The organism is Bacillus sp. Leaf49, assembly GCF_001426125.1.
Classification (GTDB): Bacteria; Bacillota; Bacilli; order Bacillales; family Bacillaceae; genus Bacillus; species Bacillus altitudinis.
The window spans coordinates 42,660-59,011 of sequence record NZ_LMRK01000024.1; the positions used below are offsets into that span (position 1 = coordinate 42,660).

At 40.7% G+C, this 16,352-nt stretch carries 16 protein-coding genes and 1 other annotated feature; of the genes, 12 read left to right on the forward strand and 4 right to left on the reverse strand.

The genetic code is table 11. The annotated features are described in order from the left end of the window. The first annotated feature begins 80 nt into the window (after positions 1–80). The 6 genes from ASG46_RS17830 to ASG46_RS17855 are packed head-to-tail and all read left to right on the forward strand — an operon-like array spanning position 81 to position 4,550. On the forward strand, positions 81–260 hold the full coding sequence (locus tag ASG46_RS17830) for a hypothetical protein (protein WP_008342991.1): 180 nt from the start codon (positions 81–83) through the stop codon (positions 258–260). Positions 261–277: 17 nt separating this feature from the next. Beyond that, the gene (locus tag ASG46_RS17835; RefSeq protein ID WP_024719312.1) at positions 278–670 is read left to right on the forward strand and encodes a GntR family transcriptional regulator; all 393 of its coding nucleotides are present in this window, start codon (positions 278–280) and stop codon (positions 668–670) included. Continuing rightward, on the forward strand, positions 663–1,541 hold the full coding sequence (locus tag ASG46_RS17840) for an ATP-binding cassette domain-containing protein (protein WP_007501894.1): 879 nt from the start codon (positions 663–665) through the stop codon (positions 1,539–1,541). Before ASG46_RS17835 ends, ASG46_RS17840 begins: the two co-directional genes overlap by 8 nt. Further along, positions 1,535–2,530 (forward strand): ABC-2 transporter permease, encoded by a 996-nt coding sequence (locus ASG46_RS17845; RefSeq protein ID WP_045034183.1) that lies wholly within the window; start codon positions 1,535–1,537, stop codon positions 2,528–2,530. Before ASG46_RS17840 ends, ASG46_RS17845 begins: the two co-directional genes overlap by 7 nt. Positions 2,531–2,551: 21 nt before the next feature. Continuing rightward, the gene (locus ASG46_RS17850) at positions 2,552–3,250 is read left to right on the forward strand and encodes an ABC transporter ATP-binding protein (protein ID WP_007501890.1); all 699 of its coding nucleotides are present in this window, start codon (positions 2,552–2,554) and stop codon (positions 3,248–3,250) included. After that, positions 3,240–4,550 carry an ABC transporter permease gene (locus ASG46_RS17855; protein ID WP_045034182.1) on the forward strand — a complete coding sequence of 437 codons (1,311 nt, stop codon included), beginning with the start codon at positions 3,240–3,242 and terminating at the stop codon, positions 4,548–4,550. Before ASG46_RS17850 ends, ASG46_RS17855 begins: the two co-directional genes overlap by 11 nt. Before the next feature lie 60 nt (positions 4,551–4,610). On the opposite strand, the gene ASG46_RS17860 is transcribed toward ASG46_RS17855, so the two are convergent. Then, positions 4,611–5,309: a sunset domain-containing protein gene (locus ASG46_RS17860; protein WP_045034181.1), complete on the reverse strand. Its 699-nt coding sequence runs from the start codon at positions 5,307–5,309 to the stop codon at positions 4,611–4,613. A gap of 84 nt (positions 5,310–5,393) precedes the next feature. After that, a complete protein-coding gene (locus ASG46_RS17865) occupies positions 5,394–6,197 on the reverse strand; it encodes a PAS domain-containing protein (RefSeq protein WP_041507632.1) in 804 nt (267 codons plus the stop codon). Positions 6,198–6,622: 425 nt separating this feature from the next. Here ASG46_RS17865 and ASG46_RS17870 point away from each other — a divergent pair, with 425 nt between their 5' ends. The 6 genes from ASG46_RS17870 (at position 6,623) to ASG46_RS17895 (ending at position 14,230) form a co-directional block, all read left to right on the forward strand. After that, complete coding sequence (locus ASG46_RS17870; protein ID WP_008343006.1) at positions 6,623–6,952, forward strand: DUF4257 domain-containing protein; 330 nt, start codon at positions 6,623–6,625, stop codon at positions 6,950–6,952. Between the two features lie 102 nt (positions 6,953–7,054). Continuing rightward, positions 7,055–7,276, forward strand: a binding site (T-box leader). 97 nt (positions 7,277–7,373) lie between these two features. Beyond that, entirely contained in the window at positions 7,374–9,788 is a 2,415-nt protein-coding gene (gene leuS, locus ASG46_RS17875; protein ID WP_056705439.1) for a leucine--tRNA ligase, read from the forward strand. 130 nt (positions 9,789–9,918) lie between these two features. Next, positions 9,919–10,821 carry a dienelactone hydrolase family protein gene (locus ASG46_RS17880; protein WP_056705443.1) on the forward strand — a complete coding sequence of 301 codons (903 nt, stop codon included), beginning with the start codon at positions 9,919–9,921 and terminating at the stop codon, positions 10,819–10,821. Between the two features lie 52 nt (positions 10,822–10,873). Then, positions 10,874–11,626: an NAD-dependent epimerase/dehydratase family protein gene (locus tag ASG46_RS17885; RefSeq protein WP_056705446.1), complete on the forward strand. Its 753-nt coding sequence runs from the start codon at positions 10,874–10,876 to the stop codon at positions 11,624–11,626. Positions 11,627–11,844: 218 nt separating this feature from the next. Further along, the gene (locus tag ASG46_RS17890; RefSeq protein ID WP_098680761.1) at positions 11,845–12,705 is read left to right on the forward strand and encodes a carbohydrate ABC transporter permease; all 861 of its coding nucleotides are present in this window, start codon (positions 11,845–11,847) and stop codon (positions 12,703–12,705) included. Between the two features lie 25 nt (positions 12,706–12,730). Further along, on the forward strand, positions 12,731–14,230 hold the full coding sequence (locus ASG46_RS17895; RefSeq protein WP_056705449.1) for an extracellular solute-binding protein: 1,500 nt from the start codon (positions 12,731–12,733) through the stop codon (positions 14,228–14,230). A gap of 44 nt (positions 14,231–14,274) precedes the next feature. On the opposite strand, the gene ASG46_RS17900 is transcribed toward ASG46_RS17895, so the two are convergent. Both ASG46_RS17900 and ASG46_RS17905 read right to left on the reverse strand, forming a co-directional pair. Then, positions 14,275–15,114: an aldo/keto reductase gene (locus ASG46_RS17900; protein WP_056705452.1), complete on the reverse strand. Its 840-nt coding sequence runs from the start codon at positions 15,112–15,114 to the stop codon at positions 14,275–14,277. 13 nt (positions 15,115–15,127) lie between these two features. Then, positions 15,128–16,315: an MFS transporter gene (locus tag ASG46_RS17905; protein WP_056705455.1), complete on the reverse strand. Its 1,188-nt coding sequence runs from the start codon at positions 16,313–16,315 to the stop codon at positions 15,128–15,130. Positions 16,316–16,352 lie beyond the last annotated feature (37 nt).

Below are 16,352 nucleotides of genomic sequence, written 5' to 3' on the forward strand. Positions count from 1 at the left end.
TTAAGTGTCTATATTGTATTAGGTGTACTACATCAACTAATACACTATAGACACTTAAACGTGAAGAAAGGTGTTTAACCATGAAAAAAGAAAAAAAACCAATCAATTTAAAGTGGATGGTGCTGGCTGTTGCGTTAGCATGTACATTTTTTTTCGTTCTCGTTTTCATTGGTTTTGAAGTTCAAAAAGATTTTATTCCAAATTCGGTCCCTTTAATGCAAGGACATGATCAAGCGATAGGACTGCAAAAGCATGAATGAGAAAAGAGGGAGCCATCATGATTCAAATAGATCCAAGAAGCGCTGCACCAATATATGAACAAATCATTGAGCAGTTAAAAATTTTGTGCTTAAAAGGCGTGATGAAACCAGGTGACAAACTGCCCTCTGTGAGAGAGCTTGCCACCATTATTATTGCGAATCCAAACACCGTCAGCAAAGCGTATAAAGAGCTTGAACGGGAAGGAATTATTGAAACATTAAGAGGCCGTGGAACGTATGTGACAGAAGGTGCACAGTTAAAGCTGAATGAAGGGAAGGTGTTAGAGATGAAGGAGCAATTAAGGCAACTCATTATTGAAGCTCATTATGCCGGTATTGATATTCATCAACTCAAAGAGTGGCTGGAGGAGATCAGCTCAAGTCTAAAAGGAGGAAAACAAGTTGATTGAGGTCAGAAATGTATCAAAGAAATTAAATGGACGTGAAGTACTCAGCAACGTTTCCTTCAAGATAGGCGAAGGAGAGATCTTTGGTCTGCTTGGCCGGAATGGCTCTGGTAAAACAACACTTCTTCGCTTGATTCAGCAAATCCTTCTTCCAGATGAAGGAGAGATTTATTTTAAAGATGTACTCGTAAAAGACCACCCGTTAGTGAAGCAAAATATTGTGTATATGCCAGTCGTAAATCCCTACTTTGACCGGTACAATTATGGACAGCTTGTGAAGCTGTTAAAACAACTGTATCCAAAGTTTGACGTGACATATGCCAATGAGCTTGTGAACCGGTATGAGATTCCGGAAAAAGTGAAATACCGTGAATTGTCGACAGGTTTAAAGAAGCAGCTGTCCCTCATTTTAAGTTTTGCCATCAAACCAGCAGTCATTTTGTTAGATGAGCCGACAGACGGGATTGATGCAGTCACAAGAAATGACGTTCTTCAGCTGATGATTGACGAGGTGGCAGAACGACAAACAACGATTTTAATTACATCTCACCGTTTAGAGGATATTGAGCGTATGTGTAACCGAATCGGGTTTTTGGAAGGAAATCAGCTCACAAGTGTTATGGATTTAGACGAATTAAAGAATGACTACGTTAAAATCCAGATGGCATTTGAAGAGGATATGAACTTAAGTATTAGAAAAAAAGGCGTTGCCATTTTAGATCAAGCGGGTGTGTTCTATACAGCACTTGTACTCAAAACAGATGAAGAAGCAAAAGAGTATTTGAAATCGCTTGAACCAAAAGTCTGGCATGAACTGCCTGTAAATTTAGAAGAAGTATTCATTGCGAAGTTTGGAGGGAAACGCAGATGGTAAAGCGGCAATTGTTATATAAGGAATGGAAGCAGTCTGAGCTGACATTCATTTTAGTGATGCTTGTTGCGATCTTTGCGACGCCATTATCCTTTTTAATGGAATACTCATCCTTTCAAACTTGTTTAAACGATCCGACTTGTACTCCACTCGATAATTACTTTTATTATGATTTCGGTTCTGATATTTTTATCATCCTTTCATGGACGATGAGTTTAATTTTTGCAATTACCCAGTTGGGTTTTGAAAGAAATAAAGGGCAAATTGATTTTACTTTATCTTTGCCGTTTAGCAGAACGACCATTTATCACACAAAGTTTTTCCTAGGTGCCGGAATTATCACGCTCGTTCATGTATTGTCATATGTCTTTACTTATATACTCATTTTATGCATTCAACCACAAGAGACGATTGCGTTTAACAGTGGTTATTTGATTGCACTTGTGTCCACCTTAATGTTTTATAGTTTGTGTCTTGCAGCAGGTGCTTTAACAGGAAGCGCAATTAGTCAAGCCATTGTTACATTCAGTACATCAATTTTACCTTATTTATTAATTTGGCTTCCGATGTTTCATTTAGACTATTTATTAAAAACGGATAGAAGTTGGGTTGATGTCAGTTATGACTACTTTATTATGCCCATTGCTCCAATTACTTATATAACAGACCGTTTTCAATTTCGTAATTTAGTTGAAAATCCAATTTGGTTTACAGGTGTAGAATTTATCGTGCCCATTGTGATGCTAATCGTATTTTATCTCATTGGTTTATTCAGTTTTATTAAACATCCAGTTGAACGAAATGGACGATTCTTTGTTTACCCCAAAATGGATAGGCCCATTCAGATATTGGTCATTGCCTTCGGTGTTCTAGGATTTGGCTGGGTTGGATTTTCTTCAGACAACTCCATTTTTGGTTATATTGCTGGCATGTGCATCGGTGGAGCTGTAGGCGCACTGACGAGTTATTTCTTAATCTATCGAAAAAGATAAACAGAGAGCAGGGGAGTAGAGATGATTCAAATTCAATCGTTAGATCATGTGTTTAAAATTGGGAAAAAGGGCAGGGAGAACGAGATTCCTGTGCTCAAAGACATTGACTTGTCTATTAAAAGAGGCGAAATTGCATGTATCGTCGGACGAAGCGGTTCGGGGAAATCCACTTTACTGAATTTAATTTCGGGATATATTACGCCAACAAGCGGACAAATTATGGTTGATGGCACCAATGTGACCGGTTTTAATGAGAAAGAATGGGCAGACTTTCGGTTAGATCATTTTGGCTTTATCTTTCAAAGCTTTCAATTGATCGGGAGTTTAACAACATATGAGAACGTTGAACTTCCGCTCACTTTAAAAGGTGTGAAGCCGTCTGAGCGAAAAGTGAAAGTAAAGGAAATGCTGAAACGAGTTGGTCTTGAACATCACGCAGGACATTATCCTAATGAACTATCAGGTGGACAGCAGCAGCGTGTGAGTATTGCAAGAGCCTTGATCCTTAATCCGTCTATTATTTTAGCAGATGAACCAACAGGCAGTCTGGATTCAGAAACTGAAGGAGAAATTCTAGCCTTTATCCAGCAGCTCAATCGTGAAAAAGGAATTACATTTGTCATCATTACACATGACGATGAAGTCGCTTCAATCGCAGACACAACGTTCCAGCTTCATGATGGTGTATTAAAGAAAGGGGATCAGTCCATTGAAATTTAGAGATCAGGTCAAATTCATCAGAAGAAATATGAAGAAAAATCGATTGCGTGTGTTTATGACCATACTTGCAACGACAATGGCATGCTCTTTCTTAATCGTTCTAGCGTCGGTTGGTTTTGGTCTGCAAAAATCCGCTCAAGATGAAATCATGAAACAACAAATTATCACAGAAATTAAAGTGTTAGGCAAAGAAAAAGGTGACGTCAAGGTCGACGATTTAAAGAAATATGATCATGCGAAATCTGTCGTTGCAAGAACGTCAATCATTCCATCGGTTCACGTCGAGCTCGATAATCGCTCAGGTGATACGCAGGCTGTACTGACAGATATGAAAGAAGAAAAAGAGGCAGGCCTTGAACTAGACCGTGGAAAAGTCCCAACATCGGCGAATGAAATTGTAGTTGGGTATCATATGGCAGAACAACTTTGGACGGAAAAAGAACGAAAAGACTATGAAAAAGAAATGAATCAGATATCAAATGGTGAAGAGACACCGGAAGAGCCAAAAGGCTATACGAAGGAAATTTTAAACAAAGTCATTCAAATCAAGGTACCAAAATTTAATGAAAAAAATGAAGTGGTGAAAGAAAAGACGTTCGATTTCCGTGTCGTCGGTGTATTGAAGAAACCGAATTTGGAGTGGCAGCAGGATCATAAAATTCTTATTCCGAATGCTTATGAAAAAGAATTTAGTCAAGTGCTCGATCTGTCTCCTGATGCAGGAAATGTCGAAAAAATGACGTCTGTCTATGCTGATAAGTTCGACAATGTCGGTGCGCTCACGGATAAGCTGACAGATGACGGCTATCAAGTCATCTCTGTGACGAATCAGCTTGAAGGAATGGATATGTTCTTTACAGTCTTTAAAATTGGACTCATCTTTGTTGGATGTATTGCGGTGATTATTTCGGCGATCGGCATTTTCAATACGATGACAATGGCTGTAACAGAGCGGACACAAGAGATTGGGATCATGAAAGCCATCGGTGCGAATCCTTCCATTATTAAGCGAATGTTCCTCATGGAAAGTGCTTATATTGGGGTGATTGGATCGATCATCGGGATCATCATCTCGTACATCGTTAGTTTTGCAGTGAATTTAATCATTCCAGCGATTTTGTCTTCCATGTCTGAAGGGGGATCCAGTGATCAATTCTCGATCACCTTCTCCTATATTCCGCTAAGCCTTGTGGTCACAGCAACAGTGATTAGTGCAGGAGTCGCCATTATTTCTGGACTCAATCCAGCACGTAAGGCGACAAAAACGAATGTATTAACAGCATTAAGAAGAGAAATTTAAAGAAGAACCTCCTGTACCTATATTGGGCTGACAGGAGGTTTTTTTATCGTCAAAAGATGTCTATTGCTTTGGTGCCCGGTACCCTGCACGCTCAGCTTCTTCTACGGAGCAGAACATTTTGGTCACGTTTTTTGTCCGTGAGTAGTATCTGCTGCTCGGTGTGTGATATATGCCGTTGACACTTCCTTTAATATTACAGGCGGCAGATTCTTTTTTTGTTTCTTTTTGTGACTCATGACCGCCAGTATTCGACCCATCATCTTTAGGAGCAGATCGCTGGGCCGATGACGTGGTGTCTTTGTTTACTTTCTGGTGTTCTTTTTTGAGTGTTTCGTTTGTAGAGGTGAGCTTGTCTATTTTCTCTTCAAGCTCATGGATGGTTTTTTCTTGCTGTTTGACTGTCTTCTTTTCGGAGGTGATGTTTTCTAATTTCTTGGATAGCTTTTCTTTTTCTTTGGTCACGTCTTCTAAAGAGGCCGTCAGCGTTTCTTTGTCTTCCTTCAGACGAGAGATGTCAGATGCTAATTGTTTTTGCTCTTTCAGCAGCTGTTCAGAAGATGGATCTGCTTGTGCTTTCGGAGCACCTGTGCCGGCAAACGGTAATGACATAATAGAAAAAACAAGACCAATGGTCAAAAAAGGATAGAAGAGTTTTTTTGAAAAGATTTGTTGATTTTGGTGTTTAAGTAATAAGAAATTGACGGCATATCCTATGGCGAAACAAATACATAAAAGACCTATGATGAGTAACATCATCATTTGGCAGCCCCCCTATATCGCTATTTATACCTATCATACCTCATTTTTCCATTTCGAGGAGCGGTTCAATTAAAAAAACCCTGTTTAAACAGGGTTTTCAGCTAATGCTAATCCTTTGATTGCTTCTTTTACCGTTAAATAAGTGATCGTATTCTGAAAGTCTGTATCTAAGTCTTTCATTTTCATCGCAAGCTGTGGTTTGATCCCAGTGATGATGAGTTCAGTTCCAGTTAAGTTCAGCAGGTGATGCAGTTTGAAAATTCGCGCTGCAACGGAATCATCGACATCAATTAAACCAGAAAGATCGACAATTAAATAATCATCCTTTGAATCTTCTAATATACAAGTTAACTTCGCGACGATGGCATCAAAGCGTTCTTCTGATAATTTTCCGATGAGTGGAAGAGCGGAAACACCATTTTTGATTGGGACAATTGGCGTCGACAGAGAGGTGACTTCCTGTAAGGAATCTTCTAGGAGTTGTTCATATTCTTTCTGCTTTGTAATATCCTTTTGAAAGCCAATGAAAAATGTTTTGTCATCTTGTTCAATGTATAGAGGATCTATATTGAGTTCATTCCAAAAAAAAGTACCGTCTTTTTTATAATTTTTGAGCTGTGTGGTAATAGGTGTTTTGTTTTGAATTCCGTGACGTATTAAGGCAAGTTGCTCTTGATTTGTGTCTTTTCCTTGGAGGAATCGACAATTACGTCCAAGAATCTCATCTGGTTTATATCCAGTCATTTGTGTAAAGCCATGATTCACATAAACGATAGGGTTATCCTCTAAAGAAGGGTCTGTAATGACAACACCAATCCGCGCATGATCCAGCGCTTTTTTTATGAGTTCAAGCTGTTTTTGCAAGCCGAAGATGTTCGAGCTGACCATATTACCCTCCTTTGCTGCTGCTATCAGACATTTAAGATGGTTTTTTTAAAACCAAATGAATTCTTTTTAAACGTAACATAACATATGTTCTGTTTCAATGATTGCAATCGCTTTGTTAAATTTGTCATCATAGTTTGTCCTCCATTAGAATAGAGTAAGTAAGGAGACTTTTCATTAGAAAAAGAAGGGATCATTTGAGAATAATTCATAAAATGACAAAAATAGTTAATATGGATTAGGTGAAAATGATTCCAATGCATCAAGATTGTTTTTGGGTCATTCACATATAATGGAAGAAACAAGCTTTTTTTCTTCGTTAGAGAGAATAGACCTTTTACATGGATTATGACGGAACAGCAGAATGGCATTACAGGGGGCTGGACAGCCTGAAGTCGCTTTACTATTCTAAGGGCTTTAGGAAGGTGATGAAAATGCTGCAACAAGTCATTATTGCTTGCGCCATTGGAGGGGTCATGGGCATTCTCGGTCACGTAAAGAAAAAAGGCAGGCTAGAGAAGCCCAGAATGACAAAGAAGTTTATTTATCTAGGGTTTATTGAAGATTGGCTCGTTGGGATGATTGCTGCTACACTGCTTGTCTTATCCTCAAATCCCGAATCTAGTCTGCACTTGATCATCTTATCCATTATTTCAGGTTACGGAGGAGAAGCAGTTCTGCGAAGCTTCGATTTTGTGAGAGAAGAACGTTCACAGGATGCAGGCTCCAACCGTCATAACCGATCTCCACACGAATAATATCCTCACTTTACCCTAGTCTAGGGTACATTCCCATTGTATACAAACCTGCTTGCACTTATGATCATAATTCTATAAAATACTACTTAGATGACGGTTACGATAAGAACAGTGAAGAGGAGTAGTAGGAAAGCAGTATTTGTCTTTAGAGAATTGACGGCTGGTGAAAGTCAATCAAATCTGCTTCTGAACTCGCCTCAGAGTTGCAGTTGCGTTAAAGCTTCTGTCGCATGTCTGCGTTAAAGATATTAAGTGAGCGTATGAACAGTTCATGACGCTAACAAGGGTGGTACCGCGGGAACCAAAAAATCTCTCGTCCCTTTCCAGGGATGAGGGTTTTTTGTTGATTTTAGAAAAATCTGAATTCTTGCAGTGGTCATCTGAGCAGATAAAGCCGTACATATTAAAGGAGGTTTTCACATTGAGTTTTCAGCATCGGGAAATTGAAAAAAAGTGGCAGGATTATTGGCTGACACATAAAACATTCGCCACATCTGACTCGGAAGATAAACCAAAGTTTTATGCGCTAGATATGTTTCCTTATCCATCAGGAGCAGGGCTTCATGTAGGGCATCCTGAAGGATACACAGCAACGGATATTTTATCACGTATGAAACGTATGCAGGGATACGATGTTCTTCATCCAATGGGATGGGACGCATTTGGTCTTCCAGCGGAACAATATGCGCTGGATACAGGAAATGATCCAGCTGAATTTACAGAAGAGAACATTAATAATTTCCGCCGCCAAATTCAATCATTAGGTTTCTCGTATGATTGGGATCGAGAAATTAACACGACAGATCCGAATTATTATAAATGGACCCAGTGGATTTTCTTGAAATTGTACGAAAAAGGATTGGCGTATATTGATGAAGTACCTGTAAACTGGTGCCCAGCACTTGGTACAGTCCTTGCAAATGAAGAAGTCATTGATGGAAAAAGTGAGCGCGGAGGGCATCCTGTTGAAAGACGTCCAATGAAGCAATGGATGCTAAAAATTACAGCATATGCGGACAGGCTGTTAGAAGATTTAGAAGACATTGATTGGCCTGAAAGCATCAAAGATATGCAGCGCAACTGGATTGGACGTTCTGAAGGTGCACATGTTCACTTCGAAGTAGAAGGACATGACGAACAGTTTACTGTGTTTACAACACGTCCTGATACACTATTTGGTGCAACATATGCCGTTCTTGCACCAGAGCATGCACTAGTTGAAAAAATTACAACAGCTGCTCAAAAAGAAGCAGTTGAAGCATATATCAAAGAAATTCAGTCTAAGAGTGACTTAGAGCGAACAGATCTTGCTAAAACGAAAACGGGCATTTTCACAGGTGCTTATGCCATCAATCCATTGAATGGGGAAAAGATGCCGATCTGGATTGCAGATTATGTGTTAGCCACATATGGCACTGGAGCGATCATGGCAGTTCCTGCTCATGATGAGCGTGATTATGAATTCGCCAAAACATTCGATCTTCCAATCAAAGAGGTTGTCGAAGGTGGAGATATTGACAAAGAAGCCTACACAGGTGATGGAAAGCACATCAACTCTGATTTCTTAAACGGCTTAGGGAAAGAAGAAGCAATTGAAAAAGCGATTGCATGGCTGGAAGAACATCAAAAAGGTGAAAAGAAAGTCACTTATCGTTTAAGAGACTGGCTGTTCAGCCGTCAGCGTTACTGGGGAGAGCCAATTCCAATTATTCATTGGGAGGACGGAACATCTTCAGCTGTTTCAGAAGAAGAGCTTCCACTGATTTTGCCTAAGACGACGGAGATTAAGCCAAGCGGAACAGGTGAATCACCTTTAGCGAATATTAAAGATTGGGTAGAGGTCGTCGATCCAGTGACAGGTAAAAAAGGACGCCGTGAAACCAATACGATGCCACAATGGGCAGGTAGCTGCTGGTACTTCTTACGTTATATTGATCCACATAACACAGAAGAACTTGCATCTCCTGAAAAGCTGAAGAAATGGCTTCCGGTTGATGTGTATATTGGTGGAGCAGAACATGCTGTGCTTCATCTGCTATATGCACGATTCTGGCATAAATTCTTGTATGATATTGGTGTTGTTCCAACAAAAGAACCGTTCATGAAATTGTTCAACCAAGGAATGATTCTTGGTGAAAATAATGAAAAAATGAGTAAATCAAAAGGGAATGTTGTCAACCCAGATGATATCGTAGAATCTCATGGTGCAGATACATTAAGACTGTATGAAATGTTCATGGGACCTTTAGATGCATCGATTGCTTGGTCTGAAACAGGTCTTGATGGTGCTCGTCGTTTCCTAGATCGTGTATGGCGTCTGTTTACAAATGAAGATGGCTCCATCAGTGATAAAGTGACAGAGCAATCTGGCGGCGCATTAGAGCGCAGCTACCATGAAACCGTCATGAAGGTAACGGATCATTATGAAGGCTTACGTTTCAATACTGGGATTTCACAATTAATGGTGTTCATCAACGATGCATACAAGGCTGACACACTGCCGAAAGAATATGCAGAAGGATTTGTGAAACTTCTTTCTCCGATTGCACCGCATGTAGCGGAAGAGCTTTGGAATAAACTTGGTCATGAAGGGTCTATTTCTTATGAAGCATGGCCGCAATATGATGAGTCAAAACTTGTCGATGATGAAGTGGAAATTGTCGTACAGCTAAATGGAAAAGTGAAAGCAAAATTAACGGTTCCTGCTGATGCAACAAAAGAGCAACTAGAAGAGCTTGCGAAAAGTGATGCACGGATAAAAGAACAGCTTGAAGGGAAAACAATCCGTAAAGTGATTGCGGTTCCTGGAAAACTTGTCAATATTGTCGCGAACTAATGAACGCACCCATCGGTATCAGCCGATGGGTGTTGTTTATTTCCCGGGACATAATTTTGTCGAAAACAAGGTAATTCCTCCATCAATCTCGTATTTAACAAGTTGATCAAGAAAATGAGGAGTGACGTCAATGGAAAAGGAAAGCAAACGTGAACAACTGCTCAGTTTATTAGGGGAAATGCCGGAGCGCCATCGTGTGGAGGCGTATACGTTAAAGATTGAGGAACGTGAATCGTACTTAGTAGAAACACTCATTCTCTCTATTCATGGGGTGGAGGAAGTTCCGGCTTATTTTGTGAAGCCGAAAGATACAGTGAAAAAAAGGCCTGTTGTCTTGTTTCAGCATTCTCATGGTGGGAATTATGTGGATGGGAAAGAAGAGTTATTGAAGGGGGCTCATTATTTGCAAACGCCTTCATACGCAAAAGAATTCACTTCAAAGGGCTATAGTGTGTTGGCGATTGATCATGCGGGATTTGGTGAAAGAAGGGGAAGAACAGAAAGTGAAATTTTCAAAGAAATGCTGTTAACAGGAAAAGTGATGTGGGGCATGATGCTGTATGAGAGCATGTGTGCAATTGATTATTTGCTGTCCCGCTCTGATGTGCTTCCAGAGCGTTTAGCTGTTTTTGGGATGTCAATGGGCGGCCTTCTTTCATGGTGGACGGCAGCACTTGATGAGAGGGTCAGTGTGTGTGTGGATCTTTGCGCACAGGTTGATCATCACACATTGATTGAAACAAATCATTTAGATAGACACGGTTTTTACTATTATGTACCGAGCTTAGCTAAGCACTTTACAGCAGCTGACATCCAAGAAATGATTTTCCCAAGACCGCATTTAAGCTTAGTTGGAAAGCATGATCAGCTTACACCAGCTGAAGGCGTTGGACGAATTCAACAGACATTAAGTCAAGCCTATCAAGCTGCTTCCTTAAAGGAACGTTATCAGCTTATAGGTCTACATGCAGGTCATTTTGAAACGGCTGCTATGCGCCACGAGGCTACACGTTTTTTGAAAAAGTGGCTGTAATCAATAGAAGGCATGGACATACTACTCCGATAGAAGATGAAGGAGGAAGCAGATGAAAAAAATCACCATGATTGGCGGATGTGGTGTCATCGGACGTTTATTAACTAAAGAGCTCTCTTCGGAGTATGACCTGACCATCATTGATCAAACAAGATGTGTAGAAGAAGTCATTTTTGCAAATGCGGCAATTGAAGAGGAGTTGTTTCAAGCCATTCCAAGAGATACAGATGTGATCATTCATCTTTTAAACACAGACATGACGCATGATGTGATGAATGAAAAGGAGTTTGCAAAAATGAATGATGTGTTTTGGATAAGCACGTATAATATGTTTCGTTCAGCGACCAGGTTAAGCATTCCAAAAGTCATTTTTGCAAGCAGTAACCATGTGACAGATCGCTATGAAAAAGATGGTCACTCCTTACTAGGGCGAGAAATTACGACTGATGATGTACCAGCAACGAAAAATGTGTATGGCATTTTAAAATTTGCTTCCGAACAGCTTGGGCGTTTGTTTCACGATCAAACAGGTATGTCTGTCATCAATTTGAGAATTGGAACTGTCGTGACAGATGAGATGGAAGGATTGCACACTAAAAAAAGAACGAAACGAACGCTTCTTTCACATGAAGATCTTTTTAGCATGATCAAGGCCGCCATCGAAACGGACGTTCCATTTGGGACTTATTATGCCGTATCAGAAAACGAAGGAAAACCTTGGTCTACTGAGGCAACGCAGCAGGAGTTAGGCTACAGGCCTGATGTCAATACGGCAGAAATTCTGAAAGAAAACGATCAGGCATAGAGCATAATCATGACATTAGCTCATGATCTTTTTCTTTTCATTGATGAGGCTAAAAGCACGAATGGCATGATCATCTCTGTGGTCTGTCATGATGATTATAGACGCTTTCTTCCCCCGTTTGTTACATTTTAATCACGATATCGTCAAAGGCTGCAGCTTATGTTCAGACGAAATGATAACGCTTACAAAGAAAGGGCGTGATGAACATAGATCGTTCTATTAAAGGCCGATTGTTCAATGTATTTAATTACTCTTTTCTACTCATGTTCGCATTAATATGTGTGCTCCCGTTCATCCATGTCATTGCCGCCTCTTTTGCGACAGTAGAAGAGGTCATCTCAAAGAAGTTTATTTTGTTTCCAACGACGTTTTCTCTAGAGGCCTATCGCTATATCTTTTCTACAGATATTGTGTATCGCAGCCTGATTGTATCCATTCTTGTGACACTCGTTGGAACAGCGGTCAGCATGTTTTTATCCTCACTTATGGCGTATGGGCTGTCTCGTCAAGAGCTAAAGGGCCGAAGAACCCTCATGTTTCTCGTTGTCTTCACGATGCTGTTTAGCGGAGGGATGATTCCGACGTTTATCGTCGTGAAAACACTTGGGCTGCTTGATACTTACTGGTCACTCATTCTGCCAGTGGCCATCAATGCATTCAATTTGATCATTTTGAAAAACTTCTTTCAAAACATACCGGCTAGCCTTGAAGAATCAGCGAAGATGGACGGCTGTAACGATTTAGGGATCTTCTTTAAAATCGTGCTGCCACTTTCTTTGCCAGCTATTGCGACGATTTCACTTTTTTATGCCGTGACGTATTGGAATACGTACATGACAGCCATTTTATATTTAAACGATTCGGTGAAATGGCCAATTCAGGTCCTGTTAAGACAAATCGTCATTGTATCAAGCGGTATGCAGGGAGATATGTCAGATATGGGCTCATCAACACCGCCGCCAGACCAAACCATTAAAATGGCGGTCATCGTCGTGGCGACCATTCCCGTTCTGCTTGTCTATCCATTTATTCAAAAGCATTTCAACAAAGGGGCATTACTAGGTTCTGTAAAGGGTTAAAAAGATGGAATAACGGAGGGATCTTATGGGGAGAAAGAAATTATGGCTGATTGCCTTTGTTTTGTTATTTGCCGCAAGCGGTATTCTGTCAGCTTGTTCAAGTAAAGGGGCAAGTTCATCAGATGAAAAGGTTGATTTAGACAAAAAGGTGAAGCTGACATGGATGGCGATTTTGTATCATCAGCAGCCGCCGAAAGAGTCAGTGTTAAAAGAGATTGAGAAGCTCACAAATACAGAGCTTGATATTACGTGGGTACCTGATGCGGTGAAAGAAGACCGTTTAAATTCAGCACTTGCCGCAGGGAACCTCCCGCAAATTGTGACGATTCAAGACATTAAGAATTCATCTGCTATCAATGCGTTTAGATCAGGCATGTTCTGGGAAATCGGTCCATACTTAAAGGATTATCCAAATTTAAGTAAGATGAACGAACTGATTAATAAAAATGCCTCTATCGATGGGAAGCTTTATGGCATTTATAGAGAGAGACCACTTTCAAGACAAGGGATTGTCATTCGAAAGGATTGGCTTGAAAATTTAAATTTGGATACACCAAAAACGCTGGATGACCTTTATGAAGTAGCCAAGGCATTTACTGAAAAAGATCCGAACAAAAATGGCAAGGACGATACAATTGGTTTTACAGACCGTAATGATTTGATTTACGGTGCATTTAAAACGCTCGGTTCTTATGAAGGAATGCCAACAGATTGGAAAGAAGAAAACGGCAAATTTACGCCAGACTTTATGACAGATGAATATATGAATACAATGAAATATATGAAAAAGCTGCGTGACAATGGCTATATAAACAAAGACTTCCCAGTCACAAGCAAAACGCAGCAGCAAGAATTGTTCTCACAAGGAAAAGCGGGTATCTATGTTGGAAATATGGTAGATGCAGTGAACTTAAGAGATGATGCAACAGATAAGAACATGGAAGTGGATATTATCAACCGAATCAAAGGTCCAGATGGCAAAGAACGTGTATGGGCATCAGGCGGCCATAATGGCATCTTCGCCTTCCCTAAAACAAGTGTCAAATCAGAAGCAGAGTTAAAGAGAATTTTGGCTTTCTTTGACCGTATTGCAGAAGAAGACGTGTATGGTCTCATGACGTATGGGATTGATGGAAAGCACTATAACAAACAAGATGGAAATACATTTGTGAGGGAAGAAAGCCAAGTGAAAAGCTGGCAGACAGATGTACAGCCGCTTGTCAGCCTCGTAGGGATTGATAAACGTTACTTGAAAAATAAAGGCGATGCAGTTCGTACAAAATATGAAGAGCTAGAAGAAGACAATAAAAACATCATTGTCGCTAACCCTGCTGAAAGCCTGTATTCAGAAACAGCATCAGAGCGAGGAAATGAATTGAAGAAAATCATCGATGATGCGACATATAAGTTCATTCTTGGTGATATCAACGAAGAACAATTTAAGAAAGATGTAGAGAAGTGGAAATCAAATGGTGGAAATAAAATCATAGAAGAATATGAAGCTTCTTTTAAAAAATCAAAATGATGAACATGAAGACCCCCGCTTAGTAAAAAGCGGGGGTGTTTTCATTAAAAGTCGAAGTTGTCGGGATCAGGACCAATTCGTTTATTTTCATTTAAGGCAGACAGGCGCTTCATATCCTCATCAGATAGGACAAAATCGAAAATATCGGCATTTTCTTTTAAACGATGGGCTTTCGTTGATTTAGGAATCGTAATGACGCCTTTTTGCACATCCCAGCGCAAAATAATTTGAGCAGGTGTTTTGCTGTATGTGCCCGCAAGCTCAGTGATCAGCGGGTGGTGCAGCAGCTCTCCCTGCATAAGTGGTGACCAGGCTTCCATTTGGATGCCATGTGTTTTCAAATACGTAAACAGCGTTTCCTGCGTGAGTTTTGGATGAAACTCGACTTGATTAATCGCTGGAATGATGTCCGCATCTTTCAATAATTCGTCTAGATGATGCGGCTGGAAGTTACTCACACCGATGGCTCTGACTTTTCCTTCACGGTACAGCGTTTCAAGCGCGCGCCATGCTTCCTTGTATTTCCTTTCAACTGGCCAGTGAATTAAATACAGATCAAGATAATCAAGCTGAAGTTTTTTCAGGCTGTCTTCGTATGCTTTTAGTGTCGCTTCATATCCTAAATCGGCATTCCACACTTTGGATGTCACAAAGATGTCTTCGCGGCGAAGGCCTGTTTCTGCTAGACCAAGTTGTATGCCTCGTCCAACACCTTCTTCATTGCCGTAAATAGAAGCTGTATCAATACTGCGATATCCTAATTGAATGGCTGTTTTAACAGCTTCAATTAATTCCGTTCCCTCTTCAACCTGAAAGACCCCAAGACCAAATCCGGGCATGCGGACGCCGTTGTTTAATGTTTTTGTACTTTGTAAATCGTTCATATGAAAGTCTCCTTTAAATGGTTTGTTTGTATTCTTTTTGTTCGATTTGATGACTCACCATCGTGAGTATGGCCGCTATGAGCACCATGATGCCGCCAACCCAGCCGGTATGCACAAGCCCAAGGGTATCTGTCACGATGCCGCCTAAAAATGAACCAATGGCGATACCCGCATTAAAGGCAGCGATATTCAGAGCGGAAGCAACATCGACAGCTCCAGGTGTATACCTTTCTGCAAAATCAACGACGGCAACTTGAAGGCCGGGTACATTCATGAAAGCAAACAGTCCCATCAGCATCACAGTTCCAATCCCGAGTGTCATAAATCCAGCAGTAAAGCTAAGGATAAACAAGATGAGACTTTGAATGATAAACATATAAATCAGTGCCTTCATTGGCTGTTTATTCGCTGCTTTTCCGCCAATGACATTCCCAGCGGCGATGGTCATCCCGTATAACAGCAGGATCAAGGCAACTGTTCCAGGCGCAAGACCTGTCACATGCTGCAAGAGTGGGGATAAATAGGTGAAGACGACAAAAGTTCCTCCATACCCTGTAGCAGTAATGACAAATAAAAGCAACATTCTTTTCGTCTTTAATAAGGATGCTTGATCCTTAAACGTTGTTTTCACGCCCTGTTTCAATTGAGACGGAACAAGGAAATAGTTAGAAATCAGTGCGATTAGGCCAATCATAACAATCACACCAAATGACGTCCGCCAGCCGAGCTCATGACCAAGAAACGTACCGAATGGCACACCGGTCACAGTAGCGACTGTTAAACCAGTGAACATAAAGGCAATAGCGCTTGCCCGCTTTTCTTTCACCACTAGGCTTGCGGCAATGGTCGAGCCAATCGACATAAATACGCCATGTGATAGGGCTGAAATCACTCGTCCGATTAAGAGTACAGAAAAAGTCGGGGCAATCGTGGCGAGTGTATTTCCGATCAAAAAGACGAGCATAATGAGCAAAAGCAATGTCTTTTTTTTCATCGTTGACGTAAGTGAGGTTAGAATTGGTGCGCCAAAGGTAACACCGAGCGCATATAAAGAAACGGTCCAGCCGGCCTGACTGACACTCACGCCAAAGTCCTCTGAGATCATCGGCAGGAGACCTACAGAGATAAATTCAGTTGTACCTATAGCAAATGCACTAATCGCTAGTGCGAGAAGGGCAAAGTGATTTTGTTTGTTTTGCATCGTGATTCACATCCTTCTTTCATGACATTTTAATAGA